We start from the raw sequence: 16,390 nt of genomic DNA on the forward strand, positions 1-16,390 counted from the left end.
CGGTGCCGGCAGGTCAGAGTTGCCCGACTCCCACCGGAAACCCCCAAATCGAATGCCCGGACGGAAGCACCGCGCCCGCCAGCGAAAGCTGCCCGCAAGAGAGCCCGATCCTATGTCCGGACGGCAGCAGCGCTCCCGACGGCATCCACTGCCCGCCGTCGACCTTCGGCACGCAATGTCCCGACGGCAGCACGGCACCCGCTGGACGGCATTGCGGCCAGACGGTCACATGTCCGGACGGCACCTCGGTTGCTGAAGGCCAGAGTTGCCCCAAGCCCGTCGAATGCCCGGACGGCACCTGGGTGCTCGAGGGTGACACCTGCCCGCCGGTAGTGGGGCCTGAGGAGCCTTCAGTTCCGCAGGGAGCTCGATTCAGTCAACCGGAATCGGCAGGCCCGGGCACAGCGTGACGTATGGGAGCTCCGGAGAGATCCACTCCTGCCACTGTTTGTGGCTCAAGTTGGCGGTCAGTTTGTCGCACAACATCTTTGGCTCGGCGACTGCTGGTGAGATGAGCACCGTCTTGTCATAGCTGGCGCTGGCCAGGCGCCGTCCGTCGGGGCTGAACGCCACATCGCGCACCCTGTCGGTGTGGCCCGTCAGCACGCCGAGCGCTTGCACAGTGTCGGCGTTCCACAACCGCACCGTCTGGTCAGCGCTCGCGGTGGCGACCCGGTGTCCGTCTGGGCTGAATGCCACGCCGACCGTTTCCCGGGTGTGGCCCGTCATCGGCGCTCCGATGGGTTGGCCGGTGTCGGCGTTCCACAGCCGAACCGTGGTGTCGTAGCTGGTGCTGGCCAACAGGCGCCCGTCGGGGCTGAACGCCACGCCGCGGACGGTGCCGGTATGCCCAGTCATCGGGGCGCCAACGGGCAGACCGGTTTTCGAGTCCCATAACCGCATCGTCTCGTCGGCGCTCGCACTGGCCAAACGTTGCCCGTCGGGACTGAACACCACGTCGGTCACCGAGTTGGTGTGACCCCGCAACGGGTCGCCCACTTGCGCGCGCGCGTGAACGTCCCACAACCGCACGGTGTGGTCGAAGCTGGCAGTCGCCAGCCGGCTGCCGTCGGGGCTGAAGGCCACGCCGAATATCGCCCCGCCGTGACCGGTCAGCACGCCGCGAGGTTCGCCGGTTTGGGCGTTCCACAATCGCACGGTCCTGTCTGCGCCCGCGCTCGCGACCTGATTTCCGTCGGGGCTGAACGCCACGGCGTTTACGGGGCCAGCATGCCCGGCCATCGGATTGCCCAGCTGTCGACCCGTGCCGGCGTCCCACAGCCGCACCGTGCCATCGGCGCCTGCGGTGGCCAGCTGGCTTCCGTCGGGACTGAACGCCACACCGAACACCGCATCGTCGTTGCCCTTCAGCGGAAGGGCTTGCTCGCCGCCATCGGCGCTCCACAACCGCACCGTGCCGTCGAATCCCGCGGTGGCCAACTGGTGACCGTCGGAGCTGAACGCCACCCCGTTCACCGCGCCGGTGTGGCCCCGCATGGGGTCGCCGATTGGCTTGTGGGTGTGGGCGTCCCACAAACGCACGGTCCGGTCGCCGCCCGCGGTGGCCAGTCGGTCCCCGTCGGGGCTGAACGCCACACCCCGCACTTCGTCGACGTGGCCGGTCATCGGGTCACCCAAGGGTTGGCCGGTGTCGGCGTTCCACAACCGCACGGTGCCGTCGCCGCCCGCGGTGGCCAGTCGGTGGCCGTCGGGGCTGAACGCCACGCTGTTGACCGCGCCGGCATGACCGGTCATCGGCTCACCCTGAGGTAGCCCGGTGTCGGCGTTCCACAACCGCACGGTGCCGTCGGTGCCCGCGCTGGCCAGTCGGTGGCCGTTGGGGCTGAACGCCACGCTGTTGACGGGACCGGTGCGGCTCGTAAGTGCATCGCGGAGAGGTTGGCCGGTGTCGGCGTTCCACAACCGCACGGTGCCGTCGGTGCCCGCGCTGGCCAGTCGGTGGCCGTCGGGGCTGAACACGACGCTGTTGACCGCGCGAGCGTGACCGGTCATTGGGGCGCCGCGCGGTTGGCCGGTCTCGGCGTTCCACAACCGCACCGTGCCGTCGTCGCCCGCGCTGGCCAGCCGGTTGCCGTCGGGACTGAACGCCACGCTGAATACCCAGCCAGAATGCCCGGTCAGCGGGATACCTTGCGGTTGACCGTTCTCGGCGTCCCACAACCGCACCGTGCCGTCGGCTTCGGCGCTGGCCGCGCGCCGGCCGCTGAACGCCACTGCGTTGACGACGGCGTTCGTGTCGATGATCTTCAGTGTGGTGGCGCGTCGCACGACGGCCTCGAGAAGGGACCCCTCGTCGAGGGCACCGCCCAGCGTGCGGGCCGCAAGCAGTTCCTTGAAGGCACGCGCATCACCGCCCGAATTGGTACCAGCCAGCATGTCGCCGGCGTCTGAGTTCAAACGCAGTGCGGTGGCTTCACGGAAGCTCTGCTGGGCTTGTGCTTTGGCGTCGTTTGCCTGCTTGTAGGAGATCATGGCCACGACCGCGCCGACGACGGCGATGACGGCAACGACGGCCAAGACCCGGGAACGTTTGCGCAACGTAACGGCGTGAGCTTCAGCGGTCTGTTGGCGTTCCTGCGCGTGCCGTAGCTCGGCTTGGCGGTGTTGTTCCTCGGCGGCCAGCCGCTCGTCCTCGGCGGCGCGAGAGGCGGTCACGTAGTCGCGAGTGCCAGCCATTCGGTCGCCGAATTCGGTTGTGAAGAGCAAGCTTTCGGCATCGGTGAGCCGGGTTCCGGATAGCAGCCAGGCCGGGTTGCGGTCATGGGCGGCCCAGGCGGTCGAGTTCCGTTCCACGTCGTCGGCGGCGACGAGATTCTGGCGCTCTTCGCGCAACCAGCCTGCGAGCTCGTCCCATTGGCGCAGCAGGCTCTCCAACGCCACCTCGACCACCGTCTCACCCCCGCGGGTGTCCTTGACCACTAGTCGCTTCGCTACTAGTGCGTCGATCAGTGGCCTGCTCCCGTCGGGCAGGTCGTCGTAGCGGGCGACCCTGCGCATCGGATGATCGCTTTCGGGATTGATGGTCGCCAGCCACGGAATGAACGCCGATCGCAGTAGCGTCAGCGCGGTCGGGCGATCGTGCGCGCTGCTAGCGAGGACGAGCTCGATCTCGTTGTTGACGACGTCGCCCATGCCGCCCATCGACTCGTAGTCTTCGAGCGTGAGGCCCTCGTCGCCGGCATCGATCCAGTCGGCGTACAGCCGAGCGAGGGTCAGCGACAGCAGCGGCAGCGTGTCGGCACCCTCGGCTGCGTCGGACAGCAACTGCTCCACCAAGGCGGGCGCGAGTTCGACTGGCTGTTCAGCGTGTTGGCTGCGGCTGGCCGGGCCGGTGATGACCTCCTTGAACTGAGCGCGTGGCATGGGTTTGAGCTCGTCGAACAGCGCCGAATTCACCGCACCAAGGCTCGGATGGTTCTGCATCGCCTCGTAGCGGTCAGTCCTAATCGTGGCCGCCACGATCAAGCCAACCTCGGTCGCGTTGAGTCGGCTCACCACATCGGCGAGCAGCGCCAGGAAGTGCTCGGCTTGGGGTCCGGCGTCAGAGCTGAAGAGCTCCTCGGCCTGGTCCAGCGGCAACACCATCGTCGGCGCGCTTATCTGGTGCCCGGGTTCGGCTAACCGCTCGGCCGCCGATGCGCGTATCTCTGCAAGCATCTCGAGTACGCGCTCGGGGTTCTCCAGGCAGGCCCGCTTCACCTCGCCCAACGGTGCTCCACCCAGCTTCAGCGCATGTCGCGCGCTGTGGATGGCCGCCGCCAGTCCGTGCTCCCCAGTAAGCGCATCGCGTTCGGGTCGCATGATTCCGAGGACGAAGAAGCTGCGGTCCTGTCGCTGCAACCGCGGAATCAAGCCCGCTCGCAAGAACGACGACTTGCCGCTACCCGACGGGCCGAGCACGACGAACAGCGACTTTGCGCTCGCCAGCCGCATGGCACGCAGCTCGTCGAGTCCGCGCACGATCGCGGCGTCGCGGCCATAGAACACCCCGGCGTCGACGTCGTCGAACGGCTCCCAGCCGCGATACGGCGCGCGCTCTAGATCCTCGGCGGGCGGCCATACGAAGTTCTCCGGCCCGACCCCGGTGCCCTCTATCGCCCTTCGTAGCCGATCGAGTGCAACGGCGTTGAATTGCACTGGCTGACCACCAGCGACCGCGACGGTGGTTTGAGGTCCGTCGGCGAATAGGTCGCAGCGCTGCCATTCGGCCGTGATGTCCCCATCGTCCGTGTCCTCCAAGCGCGCACAGAGAATCTGCTTGCCCAGGTTTTCGGCGGTCCGGAATTCGGTCTTGCACTCCACAGAGGCCAGCCACTGTCTGGAAAGCAGGCAGATGACCGCTTCGCAGCGAGAGTTGCTTTGGAACAACTGAGCTTTCCACTTGTCGCCCAGCTGAATCCCCGAAACTGGGTCGACATCGAGGTAGATCTCATTGGCCAACTGTGGACGCTGCTGGGACAGCCATTGTTTCAGCGCCACCGCCTGTCGCGTATCGGCGCTCGCATGGCTCAATAAAATCCGTGACACGGCGTTCCCCAATCACCGATTACGAAGCCACGCATCGGCGTGGCAAATGAATTCTGTCATCAATTCGTAGTCGTGTTGGCAAGATCATCGACGTCGCGCGTGGCGATGCGCCGTTCGGCGTCAGTGGTCGTGGATGATCACGCCGCGGATGTTGCGGCCCGAACGCATGTCGTCGTAGGCCTCGTTGATGTCGTTGAGTTTGTACTCGCTCGTCACCGTCTCGTCGAGCAGCAGCTGTCCGTCGCGGTAGAGGCTGAGCAGGCGAGGAATGTCGTTGCGCGGGTTGGCTTCTCCGTAGAGGCTTCCGAGCAGGCGCTTCTGAAACAGCGTGAACATCATCAGCGGAAGCGTCGGGGTGACGTCGGTCATCGACGCAAGCGCCGTCACCACCACCGCTCCGCCCTTGCGGACGAGGTTCAGCGCGTCCTCGATCATCGACCCGTCGAGCAGCCCGACGGTGAGCAGCGCGGAGTCGGCCATCACGCCCTTGGTCAGTTCGGCGATCAGAGCCATGGCCTCAGGCATCGCGGTCACGAAGTGCGTGGCCCCGAACTGAATCGCCCGCTCGCGTTTGTCTTCGACGGGCTCGATGACGACTATCCGTTCGGCACCCGCCAGTCGCGCGCCCTGGACGGCGCCGCTGCCGATGCCGCCCAAGCCGATCACGACGACGGTGTCTCCGGGCCGGACGTTCGCGGTGTTGACCGCAGAGCCCCAACCAGTCGTGACGCCGCATCCAAGCAGGCAGGCGCGCGACAACGGCAGGTCGTCGTCGATCTTGATCAACGAGGCGTCCGTGACGACGCCGTACTGCGAAAACGTGCCGACGAAGGACATGACGCCAAGATCCTGGCCGCGGATCCGTCTGCGATACGTGCCGTCGGCCTGCAAGCCCGACATGAGCAGCGCGCCGAGATCGCACAGGTTCTGGTGGCCGGTCGCGCAGAACCGGCACCGCCCGCACGCGGGCAGAAACGATGCCACGACGTGGTCGCCGGGCTTGAGGTCCCGTACGCCTGGCCCGACCTCCTGGACGATGCCCGCCCCCTCGTGACCGCCGAGGATCGGCAGCGGTGCGGGGAGGTCACCCGTTCGGACATGTTCGTCGGAGTGACACAGCCCCGTCGCCTCCCAGGACAGCAGCACCTCGCCGTCGCCCGGCGGATCCAACTCGAGTTCTTCGACGGACCAATTCGAGCCGTACTCCCACAGCACTGCGCCGTTCGTCTTCATCCGGCCGAGTGTAGGAACCACGGGGAGCGGTTTTGGCCGTTTCGCAGCTTCAGCTAATTGACGAACGCGACCGCAGCCTGCAGGTGTTTGATGGCGTCCGCGACCATCGAGTCGATCAGTTCGGCGCACGACGGCAGGTCGTCGACGATGCCGGCCACCTGACCCGAGGCCAGCACGCCCGCGTCCGTATTGCCCTCGACCAGCCCGGCCTTCAGCAGCATCGGAGTGTTGGCGGCCATCACCACCTGCGACCAGGTGAGTTCCTTGCCGTGGCGCATCGCCAACCCGTCGCGGATCATCGACCGCCACGTCATGCCCGACATCTTCTTGAACTTCGCGGCGTTGCCGATCGCAGCGCTGAAACCCCGTGCCCGCGAGCCGCTCTCGAGCTTCTCGACCAGGCCGGTGCGCAGTACGCGGTGCGGCATGCCGTCGACGCGCTTGGAGACTACGGTGCCGTCCAACGCCGCGTCGAGGTAGCGCCGCTTGACCGCCTCGGGGACCGTCGAATCCGAGGTCAGCAGGAAGCGCGTGCCCATGGCGACGCCCGCGGCGCCGTACGACAGTGCCGCGGCCAGCCCACGCCCGTCGAAGAACCCGCCTGCCGCGATGACGGGCATGCCGGTGTCGGCGACGGCGTCGAGCACCGACGGCAGCAAAAGCGTCGTCGCGACCGATCCGGTGTGGCCGCCGCCCTCACCGCCCTGCACGATCACCGCGTCGGCACCCCAACTCGCCACCTTCTTCGCGTGCTTGGCGGCACCCACCGACGGAATGACGACGACGCCCGCGTCCTTCAGCTTGGCGATCAGTTCGGGCTTCGGGGCGAGCGCGAACGACGCGACCTTCACGCCCTCGCGGATCAACAGGTCGACGCGGTCTCCGGCATCGCCCGCGTCGGCGCGCATGTTGATGCCGAACGGCTTGTCGGTGGTGGCCTTGACCTTGGTGACGGCCGTCTGGAGTTCGTCCAGCGTCATGGTGGCCGACGCGAGGATGCCGAGCCCGCCGGCATTCGACGTCGCCGACACCAGCCGAGCACCGGCCACCCAGCCCATGCCGGTCTGCACGACGGGGTGCTCGATGCCGACCAGTTCGGTGAGCGGCGTGCGCAGCTTGCTCATGGGTTTAGACCTTGACTTCCTTGTCCCGCAGCGATTTCGGGTCAATGACCTCTTGGATCAGCCTCTGCTCGTCACCCGTCGGCAGCCGGGTCTCCTCGGCGGTGTCCAGGCCATGCACCTCGAAGGAGGTGTTCTCGGCCACTTGCCCGGCCTCGACGCCCGGATGTAGCGAAAGCGCCCGCATCTGGTGGTCGGGGCCGTTGAAGTCGAACACGCCGAGGTTGGTCACCACGCGGTAGACGTTGACGAACCGGTAGGCCGGGTTGTCGGGATCCACCTTGTCCCAGCCGATTCCGGACACGATGTCGACGGACTCGCCAAAGACCCGCTTGGAGTGGCTGCCGACCCAGTAACTGGTGGCGTGGTTGATGGTGTTGCCAGGAGCACCTCGGACACCGAACATCTGTCGCTTGGGGTGCTGGATCGGACCGAATGCCGAGAGGTTCTGGTTGCCGTAGCGATCGAGCTGGTTGGCCCCCATGACGACGTGACGCCGGCCCCAGGCCAACGTCTCGAACACGCGCCCGAACGGCATCCAGCCCTCGATCGTGGCGGCGGCCCCGATGGCGGGGGTGTCGGCGATCAGCCTGGCCTCGCCGTCGCTGAGCAGGATGTCCGGCGAAAACGTCAGCCGGGCCAACCGCGCACCGATCGACACGATGGTGGTCATCGGGCTGACCATGATTTCGCCTGCGTCGCGGAACAATTCGGCGCACGCGACGGCGCACACCTCGGCGCGGGTCACGGAGATCACTGGGCAGCCTCCTTGAATTTGCGAACTGCCGCTTGGTAGTCGGCCTCGCTACCGGACAGATACGTGGCGACGAACTCTTGCCACGTCTCATCGGAGCCAGCGGCTTCCGCGTAGTGGCGCTGAAACTTCTCGTCTCGCTTGTAATCGGGTTCGGCGGTAGTGAAGTGCGCTCCGTTGGGCGCCTCGACGACGGTGTCGACCATCATCCGGTTGATGAGCAGCGCCTGCGGCGGCACCGCCTTGACGAGTTCCTCGGTGGACACCACGCGTTCGACGCTCAGGAAGCGCTTCGCCGCCGACATCAGGAAGAGGTCGTCGAAGTATGGATCGATGCCCGTGTAGGCCGCATTGCCCTGTGCGTCACCGAGATTCAGGTGCACGAAGGCGGCATCGAGGTTCAGCGCGGGCATCGCTACGAGTTCCTCGTATCCGTCGCCGGTGGGGTACGGCGACGTGACGGTCTTGAGTTCGTCGCCCCAGAACGCGCGCACGTCACTGCCAAGCCCGGCGCGAATCGGCAAGAACGGCAACCGTTGTGCGGCGGCCTGCAGCCCGCACCGCAGCATGCCCTCGTCCATCTCGCGCGCCTCGATGGCTCCGGTGGTGCGGGCCTTGGCGAACCACGGGTCGTAGAACGGCGCCGAGTCCAGTGAGACGAAGCCGTAGTACACCCGCTTGACCTTGCCCGCCGAGCAAAGCAGCCCGAGGTCGGGTCCGCCGTAGGTGACGACGGTCAGGTCGGTGACACTGGTGCGCAGCAGCGCGCGGACGAAGGCCATCGGCTTGCGCCGCGAACCCCAGCCGCCGAGGCCGATGGTCATACCGCTCTCGATGGACGAGACGGCGTCGTCAAGCGTGGTCCGCTTGTCGCTCATTCTTTCCCCTTGGTCGTGCCCGCGAACGCGTCGCGGTGCTCGTCGGACACCCCGGCCAGGTTGAGCTCGAACGTAAAGCCCTGTTCCATACGGTATCTCGCGTTGACCGGCTGTACGTCGATGAGGTTGAGTGCCTCCTTGGCCGCCCGGATGACGCGGGTGTCCTTGGATGCGATGTCGCGGGCCACCCGCAGTGCGGACTCGTCGAGTTCGGCGCGCGGTACCACCTCGTGCACCGACCCGAAGTGGTGCAGGGTGGCCGCATCGACCGTCGCGGCGGTGAAGAAGAGGCGCCGCATCATGTGCTGAGGGACCAGCCGGGACAGGTGGGTGGCCGCGCCGAGTGCGCCGCGTTCGACCTCGGGCAACCCGAACTTGGCGTCGTCGGACGCGACGATGACGTCAGCGTTGCCGACCAGGCCGATGCCGCCGCCGACGCAGAATCCGTTGACCGCCGCGACGACGGGCACCTCGCATTCGTACACCGCACGGAACGCGTGGTAGCAGCCGCGGTTGGCGTCGATGAGCGCGGTGAAGCCCTCGGTGTTCTGCATCTCCTTGATGTCGACGCCGGCGTTGAAGCCGCGTCCCTCGGCGCGCAGGATCACCACGTGGGTGCTGCGGTCGCGGCCTGCCGCGGTGATGGCGTCGCCGAGCTCGAACCAGCCGCGGGACGGGATGGCGTTGACCGGCGGGTAGTCAACGGTGACCGCGACGATGCCCGGTTCGACTGTCTTGGTGGTGATGGTCATGTGCGGCTACTCCTGGGGTGACTACCTAAGCAAGCACTTGCTTGGTACGCTAGCACAGTGAGCGACGACGCTGGAATCAATCTGCAACTCACCGGTGCAGTGGTCCTCGTGACCGGCGGAGTGCGTGGCGTCGGTGCTGGAATCAGCGCAGTCTTCGCCGGTCAGGGGGCCACCGTCGTCACGTGTGCGCGCCGCCCCGTCGAGGGCAGTCCGTACGACTTTCACTCCTGTGACATCCGGGACGACGACTCCGTCAAGGCGCTCATCGAGGCCGTCGTCGCCAAGCACGGCCGCATCGACGTCGTGGTCAACAACGCAGGCGGTTCGCCCTACGTGCTGGCCGCCGACGCGTCGGCGAAGTTCAGCACCAAGATCGTCGAACTCAACCTGCTTGGTGCGCTGTCGGTCTCGACCCATGCCAACGCCGTCATGCAGACCCAGGACGCTGGCGGGTCGATCGTGAACATCACCAGCGTGAGCGGGCGCAGGCCCACCCCGGGCACTGTCGCCTACGGCGCGGCGAAGGCCGGAATCGAGAACATGACCACCACCCTCGCCGTCGAATGGGCGCCGAAGGTGAGGGTGAACTCGGTCGTCGTCGGGATGGTCGAGACGGAGCAGTCGGAGCTGTTCTACGGCGACGCCGACTCCATCGCGGCGATCTCCAAGAACGTGCCACTCGGCAGGCTCGCGAAACCTGCCGACATTGGTTGGGCTACCGCGTTTCTGGCGTCGGAAGCGGCGTCGTACATCAGCGGTGCGTCGTTGGAGGTGCACGGTGGCGGCGAGCCGCCGCACTACCTATCGACCACGACCGCCGACATCAAATAGAGGGAGACATACGTTTATGGGACTGCTCGACGGCCGCGTGGTCATCGTGACGGGTGCAGGCGGAGGCATCGGACGCGCGCACGCATTGGCGTTCGCCGCCGAGGGTGCGCGGGTCGTGGTCAACGACATCGGCGTTGGCCTCGACGGCTCGCCCGCGGGCGGGGGTAGCGCCGCGCAGGGCGTGGTGGACGAAATCGGTGCTGCCGGAGGCGAAGCCGTCACCAGTGGGGCCAACGTCTCCGACTGGGCGCAGGCCGAGGGTCTCGTGCAGACCGCCGTCGACGCGTTCGGCGGCCTCGACGTACTAGTTAACAACGCCGGCATCGTTCGGGACCGGATGTTCGCCAACACCAGCGAAGAGGAGTTCGACGCCGTCATCGCCGTGCACCTCAAGGGCCACTTCGCCACCATGAAGCATGCGGCCGCGTACTGGCGCGCACAGTCCAAGGCGGGCAACCCGGTCGACGCCCGCATAATCAACACCAGTTCCGGTGCGGGGCTGCAAGGCAGTGTGGGACAAGCCAATTACAGCGCCGCGAAGGCCGGTATCGCAGGGATGACGTTGGTCGCGGCCGCCGAGATGGGCCGCTACGGCGTGACCGTCAACGCGATCGCGCCGTCGGCGCGGACCCGCATGACCGAGACGGTGTTCGCCGACATGATGTCGACCCAGGGCTCGACGTTCGACGCGATGGCACCGGAGAACGTCTCACCGCTCGTGGTGTGGTTGGGCAGCGGCCAGTCGCGCGACGTGACCGGCCGGGTGTTCGAGGTCGAGGGCGGCATCATCCGCGTCGCCGAGGGCTGGGCACGCGGTGCCGAGGCGGACAAGGGCGCCCGCTGGGATCCCGCCGAGTTGGGCCCCGTCGTCACCGACCTGTTGGCGAAGTCGCGGACGCCGCTGCCGGTCTTCGGCGCCTAGTCAGGCCGCTGCGGGCTTCGCGTCCTCGTCGTCCGTCCCGGCCTCGACCGACGTCGGTGCGACGGGGGACGTCGAGGGCTGGGTCTTATCACCTTCGGGCTCAGCGGATTTAGGCTCGTCCGTGCCAGGGTGTGCCATGTTGCCGTCCGACAGATCCGTGGCCCCATTGGTGGCGACGGGCGAGTCTTCGGCTGGCGCCTCGGCCGCCTTCTTCGACTTCCGTGACGTCAATGTGCTCACCGACGGTTCCGTCGTCGCCGCCGGCGGGGACTCCGGATCCTTCGCGGCCACCTTCGCCTGCACTGCGGCGGGTTGCACTTCGTCGTGCGCGACGGTGGTGACACCGGTCGTGGGCACCGACGTCGGCGCGGGGCGCGAGCCGCCCTGCAACCCGACGAGGACGTCCCGCACCGCGACGACGAGCCTTCCGACGAGCGACGGGTTGGGGTCCACCCGAACGCCGTCCCAGTCGGTCAGCGTCCACCCGTCATCGGGGGTGCCGTTGACGACCACCACGTCGGTGTTGTCCAACGGGTGGGTGAGGATGAGCAGCGGGTCGGGGTTGTCGACGTTCATCATCACCCAGAACATGATGGTCGCGCCGTGCGAGTACACGACGGGGTTGCGGTCGCCCGTGTCGTAGATCGTCTTGACGGCCCCGTCGACGCGCGCGTCGAACGCGTTTCCGGAATCCGCTGAGCCGAGGATCGGGACGGCGCGCAACCCGAACGTCCACGCGAGCGGCGGGAGCGCATAGCCCAAGAGCGCCAGCGGGCCGCGCTCGGCGGTGCCCTCGAACACTCCCGCGTCGATCTCCTGCAGGCCTGGCAGCACGACGGCACTACCCAGCGGTGCCGCGGTCTGCTGGGTCCGGACCATCGTCGAGGCGTAGATACCGTCGTGGCCCTGGGTCGCCAGGACGGCCGCCACGTCCTGCGCCTGGAGCTGACCGAGCGCAGTCAGGCCCGGACCGGGAACTGCGGTATTGAGGATGCCCGCTTCGTTAGCCGTGGACTGGCCGTGACGCACGAACGTCAGCGTCATCGGCGTGCCCGCGGCCCAGGCGGGAAGCGCCATCACGACGAACAGGACGACGGCGATGACCGCGCTCGCCGCGGCGTTCAGAACCGTGCGCACCGCCACATTCTGCACACGCCGTCGACGGTGCCATGGGCGATTACCTACTTCTTGGTGCGACGGCTGCCGCCGTGCCAGTCCTCCTGCTTGCCAGCCGACTGGGTATCGACGCCGAAGCTGGCCAGCTGTGGCCGCTCCCGCAACGAACGCTTGAGTTCGGCGAAGCCGGGAAACGACGCCAGCCCGACGACGTGGTCCCACAGCGCACCTGCGTCGGCTTCACTGGGCAGTCTACTGATGACCGGGCCGAAGAACGCCGTGCCGTCGGGCGGCTGGAAGTGCAGGATCGGGGTGCCGACGTCGCGCCCGGTGAGCGAGAGCGCCTCCTCGGTCTCGGCTCGAAGTTCGTCGTCGAGCGAGGCGTCGTCGAGCGCGTCGGCCACCCCGATCGGCAAGCCCACCGAATCCAGCAGCGGCTCGAGTACGCGCCGGGCACCCTGGTCCGACGCCGACAGCGGGTCGACGGTCCGCGGGGTGTCGAAGATGCGGGTGCCGATGGCCTCGTACAGCGGGCCGACGGCGTCGCGGCCGTGCTCGGCCCTGACCTTGGCCGCCACCCGCAGCAGGCGAAGGCCCGCGGTGTGGCCGGCCTCGTACTCGGGCGGGAAGTGGGCGTCGTAGTCGATGTGCGCGTTGAGGATTCGCAACGAGATGAACCGCCAGTCGACCCGGTACTCACGCTGGGCGGCGACCATGCGCACCCACTTGCTCGTCATCCAGGCGAACGGGCAGACCGGATCGAAGTAGAAGTGCAGGTCCGCTTCCACGAGGTGGCGCTCAGGCCGGATCGCAGATGATGATCGGAATCTTGCGGTCGGTGTAGGACCGGTAGTTCGCGAAGTCGGCGTACATGGCGTCGAGCTTGGGCCAGTACTCGTCCCGTTCGGAGTCGGTGGCCTCGCGGGCGGTGAGCGCGAACACCCCACGCTTGGTCTGGAAGGTCACCTTCGGGTTGGCGACGAGGTTGAGGTACCACATGGGGTTGGTGGCCCTGCCGCCCTGCGAGGCGACGAGCACGATGCGCTCTCCCTCCGGCAGGAACAGCAGCGGGCTCTCGCGCGGCTCGCCCGACTTCCGACCGATCGTCGTCAAAATCCCGACCTCGGCCCCCTTCAGGAACTTGTTGCCGAACTTCCCGCCTGACTTCTTGAAGATCCAGGTCTGCGCCTTCGACATCCACTTGATCGCGGTGCCGACCTTCGCCGAGTTCAGGTTCTCGATCTGCTTGGGCTTCAGCGGGCGGGACGGGTTGGCCATGTCGGGGACCCTATCGCTTGAGGAACGGGTGGAAGCGCACGCGGATGTGGTGGAGCTGGCCGTCGGATGCCGGGATCACGAACGTCTCGTCGACGTGCGCCGCCATGCGCCGTCCAGCAATCGAAACCTTGGTCAGCACATCGTATTTCGCGGTGACTCGATCACCGGTGACGGTGTACTCGGGGGTGGTCGTCGCTCCGATGATCCGGTACTGCGGACCCCGGCTGAGGCTGCGGCGCAAATGGCTTCCCGAGAAGCCGTTCTTCATGCCCTGCTCGATGCGGGTGCATCCCGGTGCGAACGGCACCGAGTCGCCGTCGTGGCTGACCAGTGCGTCGACGTACGACTGCGCGGCGGCGATGCGTTCTGCCTCGGTGAAGACCCGGGTGTGGGGCACTAGATCCGCTCGATGATGGTGCCGGTCGACAACGCTCCGCCCGCACACATCGTGATGAGCGCGGTGGTCTTGTCGGTGCGCTCGAGTTCGTGCAGCGCGGTGGTGATGAGCCGACTTCCGGTGCTGCCCACGGGATGTCCCAATGCGATGGCGCCGCCGTTGACGTTCACCGTGTCCATGTCCGGCTCGTGCACGCGGGCCCAGGACAGCACGACCGAAGCGAACGCCTCGTTGATCTCGGTGATGTCGATGTCGCCCATCTTCATGCCGGCCTTCTCGAGCACCTTGGCCGTCGACTGCACGGGGCCGTCGAGGTGGTAGTAGGGCTCGGCGCCGACGAGCGCCTGGCTGATGATGCGGGCGCGCGGCTTGAACCCGAGGGCCTTGGCCTTGTCCTCGTCCATCCACAGGACCGCGGCCGCGCCGTCGGAGATCTGCGACGAAGTACCGGCGGTGTGAATTGCGCCCTCGATCACCGGCTTCAGCGAGGCGAGGCCCTCCAGCGTGGTGTCGCGCAGACCTTGATCCCTTGTGACGGGTGCGCGCTCGGAGGTCGGCTGCTTGTTCTCGTCGAGCACCGGCGCGACGATCGCGGAGATCTCGCGGTCGAACCTGCCTTCGGCCCAGGCCTGCTTGGCCTTGCGCTGCGAATCGAAGCCGAACTGGTCGATGTCCTCGCGGGTGATGCCGCGGCGCTTGGCGATCCGCTCGGCCGCGGTGAACTGATCGGGCAGGTCGATGTCCCACGACTCTGGGCGCAGGATGCCGCGGTCCGGCCCCGCGTTGGCGCCGAGGCCGACGCGGCTCATCGCCTCGATGCCGCATGCGATGCCGATGTCGATGGCACCGGCTGCAATGAGGCCCGCGATCAACCCGTTGGCCTGCTGGCCACTGCCGCACTGGCAGTCGACCGTCATGGCGCCGACGTGGTCGGGCAGTCCGGCCACCAGCCAGCCCACGCGGGTGATGTTGTTGGACTGTTCGCCGTACTGCGTGACGCAGCCGCCGATGACCTGCTCGACCTCGCCGGGGTCGAGGCTGGCCTTCTCGACGAGCGCCTTCTGGGTCAGCCCCAGCAACTCGGTGGCGTGCAGACCAGACAACCAGCCGTTCCGCTTGCCGATGGGGCTGCGGGTGGCTTCAACGATGACAGGGTTACCCATTCCGCCAGGCTAGAACACGTTTCATTAGTCTGACAAGCTGCGATGTCCCCACGCCTTTGATCTGCAGTGAAGCCGTGTTTTACTGGCACTAGAACACGTTGCAATTAGGAGCACACACGCCGTGACCACCCTTTCGGGGAATCCCCCAAACATCCCAGCTGAGTTCGACTTCCTGGACTCGGCGCTGAACCTCGAGCGCCTGCCCGTCGCGGAGCTCGCCGAGTTGCGCAAGTCGGAGCCCATTCACTGGGTCGACGTACCCGGCGGTACCGGCGGCTTTGGGGACAAGGGCTACTGGCTGATCACCAAGCACGCCGACGTCAAGGAGGTGTCGAAGCGCAACGACGTCTTCGGCAGCTCGCCGGACGGCGCGATCCCGACCTGGCCGCAGGGAATGGAACGCTCGGCGATCGATCTGCAGCGCGCCGTGCTGCTCAACATGGACGCGCCGCAGCACACCCGGCTGCGCAAGATCATCTCCCGCGGGTTCACCCCGCGGGTGGTCGGACGGCTGGAGGAGGAACTCAGCCAGCGCGCCCAGAACATCGTCAAGGCCGCCGCGTCCGAGGGCAGCGGCGACTTCGTCGAGCAGGTGTCCTGCGAGCTGCCGCTGCAGGCCATCGCCGGGCTGCTCGGGGTGCCGCAGGACGACCGCGACAAGCTCTTCCGCTGGTCCAACGAGATGACCGCCGGTGAAGACCCGGAGTACGCCGACGTCGACCCGGCGATGTCGTCCTTCGAGCTCATCACCTACGCGATGAAGATGGCCGAGGAGCGCATCAAGAATCCCACCGACGACATCGTCACCCAGCTGGTCGAGGCCGATTTCGACGGCGAGAAGCTCTCCGACGACGAGTTCGGCTTCTTCGTGGTGATGCTCGCGGTGGCAGGCAACGAGACCACGCGCAACTCGATCACCCACGGCATGATCGCGCTCGCGAACAACCCGGACCAGTGGGAGCTCTACAAGCGTGAGCGTCCGGGGACCGCCGCCGACGAAATCGTCCGGTGGGCCACTCCCGTGTCGGCGTTCCAGCGCACCGCGCTCGAGGACACCGAGCTGTCGGGTGTGAAGATCAAGAAGGGCCAGCGCGTGGTGCTTTCCTACCGCTCGGCCAACTTCGACGAAGAGGTCTTCGACGACCCGTACTCCTTCAACATCCTTCGCGATCCGAACCCGCACGTCGGGTTCGGCGGCACGGGAGCCCACTTCTGCATCGGCGCCAACCTCGCCCGGATGACCATCAACCTCATCTTCAACGCGGTCGCCGACCACATGCCGGACCTCAAGTCCATCGGCGAGCCCGAGCGGCTACGGTCGGGGTGGCTCAACGGGATCAAGCACTGGCAGGTCGACTACACGGGCGCCGGCGCGCGCTAACGCCGCGCGACGCTCA

Annotated in this window: 15 protein-coding genes; 3 read left to right on the forward strand and 12 right to left on the reverse strand. The window is 67.1% G+C overall.

Going from position 1 to position 16,390, the window contains the following annotated elements; all coding sequences use genetic code 11:
- Positions 1-13: 13 nt before the first annotated feature.
- The 7 genes from SLQ33_RS16260 to echA20 form a co-directional block, all read right to left on the reverse strand.
- Positions 14-229 (reverse strand): hypothetical protein, encoded by a 216-nt coding sequence (locus SLQ33_RS16260; RefSeq protein WP_319454891.1) that lies wholly within the window; start codon positions 227-229, stop codon positions 14-16.
- 143 nt (positions 230-372) lie between these two features.
- Positions 373-4,548 carry a TIR domain-containing protein gene (locus tag SLQ33_RS16265; RefSeq protein WP_319454892.1) on the reverse strand — a complete coding sequence of 1,392 codons (4,176 nt, stop codon included), beginning with the start codon at positions 4,546-4,548 and terminating at the stop codon, positions 373-375.
- A gap of 120 nt (positions 4,549-4,668) precedes the next feature.
- A complete protein-coding gene (locus SLQ33_RS16270; protein ID WP_319454893.1) occupies positions 4,669-5,781 on the reverse strand; it encodes an NDMA-dependent alcohol dehydrogenase in 1,113 nt (370 codons plus the stop codon).
- 53 nt (positions 5,782-5,834) lie between these two features.
- Positions 5,835-6,905, reverse strand: coding sequence for a (3aS,4S,5R,7aS)-5-hydroxy-7a-methyl-1-oxo-octahydro-1H-indene-4-carboxyl-CoA dehydrogenase (gene ipdC / locus SLQ33_RS16275; protein ID WP_319454894.1), 1,071 nt, complete (start codon positions 6,903-6,905; stop codon positions 5,835-5,837).
- A gap of 4 nt (positions 6,906-6,909) precedes the next feature.
- The gene (gene ipdB / locus SLQ33_RS16280; RefSeq protein WP_319454895.1) at positions 6,910-7,659 is read right to left on the reverse strand and encodes a cholesterol ring-cleaving hydrolase subunit IpdB; all 750 of its coding nucleotides are present in this window, start codon (positions 7,657-7,659) and stop codon (positions 6,910-6,912) included.
- Positions 7,656-8,534 (reverse strand): cholesterol ring-cleaving hydrolase subunit IpdA, encoded by an 879-nt coding sequence (ipdA, locus tag SLQ33_RS16285; RefSeq protein WP_319454896.1) that lies wholly within the window; start codon positions 8,532-8,534, stop codon positions 7,656-7,658. The genes ipdB and ipdA overlap by 4 nt, the downstream gene beginning before the upstream one ends.
- Positions 8,531-9,286 (reverse strand): (7aS)-7a-methyl-1,5-dioxo-2,3,5,6,7,7a-hexahydro-1H-indene-carboxyl-CoA hydrolase, encoded by a 756-nt coding sequence (gene echA20, locus SLQ33_RS16290; protein WP_319454897.1) that lies wholly within the window; start codon positions 9,284-9,286, stop codon positions 8,531-8,533. Before echA20 ends, ipdA begins: the two co-directional genes overlap by 4 nt.
- Positions 9,287-9,343: 57 nt before the next feature.
- Between echA20 and SLQ33_RS16295 the strand changes: the two genes are divergently transcribed.
- Positions 9,344-10,117 carry an SDR family oxidoreductase gene (locus tag SLQ33_RS16295; protein WP_319454898.1) on the forward strand — a complete coding sequence of 258 codons (774 nt, stop codon included), beginning with the start codon at positions 9,344-9,346 and terminating at the stop codon, positions 10,115-10,117.
- A gap of 16 nt (positions 10,118-10,133) precedes the next feature.
- Complete coding sequence (locus SLQ33_RS16300; protein ID WP_319454899.1) at positions 10,134-11,039, forward strand: SDR family oxidoreductase; 906 nt, start codon at positions 10,134-10,136, stop codon at positions 11,037-11,039.
- Here the strand turns inward: SLQ33_RS16300 and SLQ33_RS16305 are convergent, their stop codons facing one another.
- From SLQ33_RS16305 to SLQ33_RS16325, 5 genes are all read right to left on the reverse strand, one after another.
- A complete protein-coding gene (locus SLQ33_RS16305; RefSeq protein ID WP_319454900.1) occupies positions 11,040-12,176 on the reverse strand; it encodes a histidine phosphatase family protein in 1,137 nt (378 codons plus the stop codon).
- A 44-nt stretch (positions 12,177-12,220) separates the two neighbouring features.
- The gene (locus SLQ33_RS16310; protein ID WP_319455168.1) at positions 12,221-12,892 is read right to left on the reverse strand and encodes a hypothetical protein; all 672 of its coding nucleotides are present in this window, start codon (positions 12,890-12,892) and stop codon (positions 12,221-12,223) included.
- Between the two features lie 61 nt (positions 12,893-12,953).
- Positions 12,954-13,433 carry a nitroreductase family deazaflavin-dependent oxidoreductase gene (locus SLQ33_RS16315; RefSeq protein ID WP_319454901.1) on the reverse strand — a complete coding sequence of 160 codons (480 nt, stop codon included), beginning with the start codon at positions 13,431-13,433 and terminating at the stop codon, positions 12,954-12,956.
- Between the two features lie 10 nt (positions 13,434-13,443).
- A complete protein-coding gene (locus tag SLQ33_RS16320; protein ID WP_319454902.1) occupies positions 13,444-13,830 on the reverse strand; it encodes a hypothetical protein in 387 nt (128 codons plus the stop codon).
- Complete coding sequence (locus SLQ33_RS16325; protein WP_319454903.1) at positions 13,830-14,993, reverse strand: steroid 3-ketoacyl-CoA thiolase; 1,164 nt, start codon at positions 14,991-14,993, stop codon at positions 13,830-13,832. Before SLQ33_RS16325 ends, SLQ33_RS16320 begins: the two co-directional genes overlap by 1 nt.
- A 121-nt stretch (positions 14,994-15,114) precedes the next feature.
- Between SLQ33_RS16325 and SLQ33_RS16330 the strand changes: the two genes are divergently transcribed.
- On the forward strand, positions 15,115-16,374 hold the full coding sequence (locus SLQ33_RS16330) for a cytochrome P450 (RefSeq protein ID WP_319454904.1): 1,260 nt from the start codon (positions 15,115-15,117) through the stop codon (positions 16,372-16,374).
- The last annotated feature ends 16 nt before the right edge of the window (positions 16,375-16,390 follow it).

The organism is Mycobacterium sp. RTGN6 (genome assembly GCF_033804605.1).
In the GTDB taxonomy this organism is placed as follows: domain Bacteria; phylum Actinomycetota; class Actinomycetes; order Mycobacteriales; family Mycobacteriaceae; genus Mycobacterium.

Coding starts and splice junctions, on each gene's coding strand:
- echA20 (WP_319454897.1), bottom strand. CDS start 9,286: ATGACCATCACCACCAAGACAGTCGAACCGGGCATCGTCGCGGTCACC.
- SLQ33_RS16325 (WP_319454903.1), bottom strand. CDS start 14,993: ATGGGTAACCCTGTCATCGTTGAAGCCACCCGCAGCCCCATCGGCAAG.
- SLQ33_RS16270 (WP_319454893.1), bottom strand. CDS start 5,781: ATGAAGACGAACGGCGCAGTGCTGTGGGAGTACGGCTCGAATTGGTCC.
- SLQ33_RS16315 (WP_319454901.1), bottom strand. CDS start 13,433: ATGGCCAACCCGTCCCGCCCGCTGAAGCCCAAGCAGATCGAGAACCTG.
- SLQ33_RS16300 (WP_319454899.1), top strand. CDS start 10,134: ATGGGACTGCTCGACGGCCGCGTGGTCATCGTGACGGGTGCAGGCGGA.
- ipdA (WP_319454896.1), bottom strand. CDS start 8,534: ATGAGCGACAAGCGGACCACGCTTGACGACGCCGTCTCGTCCATCGAG.
- ipdC (WP_319454894.1), bottom strand. CDS start 6,905: ATGAGCAAGCTGCGCACGCCGCTCACCGAACTGGTCGGCATCGAGCAC.
- SLQ33_RS16310 (WP_319455168.1), bottom strand. CDS start 12,892: ATGACGAGCAAGTGGGTGCGCATGGTCGCCGCCCAGCGTGAGTACCGG.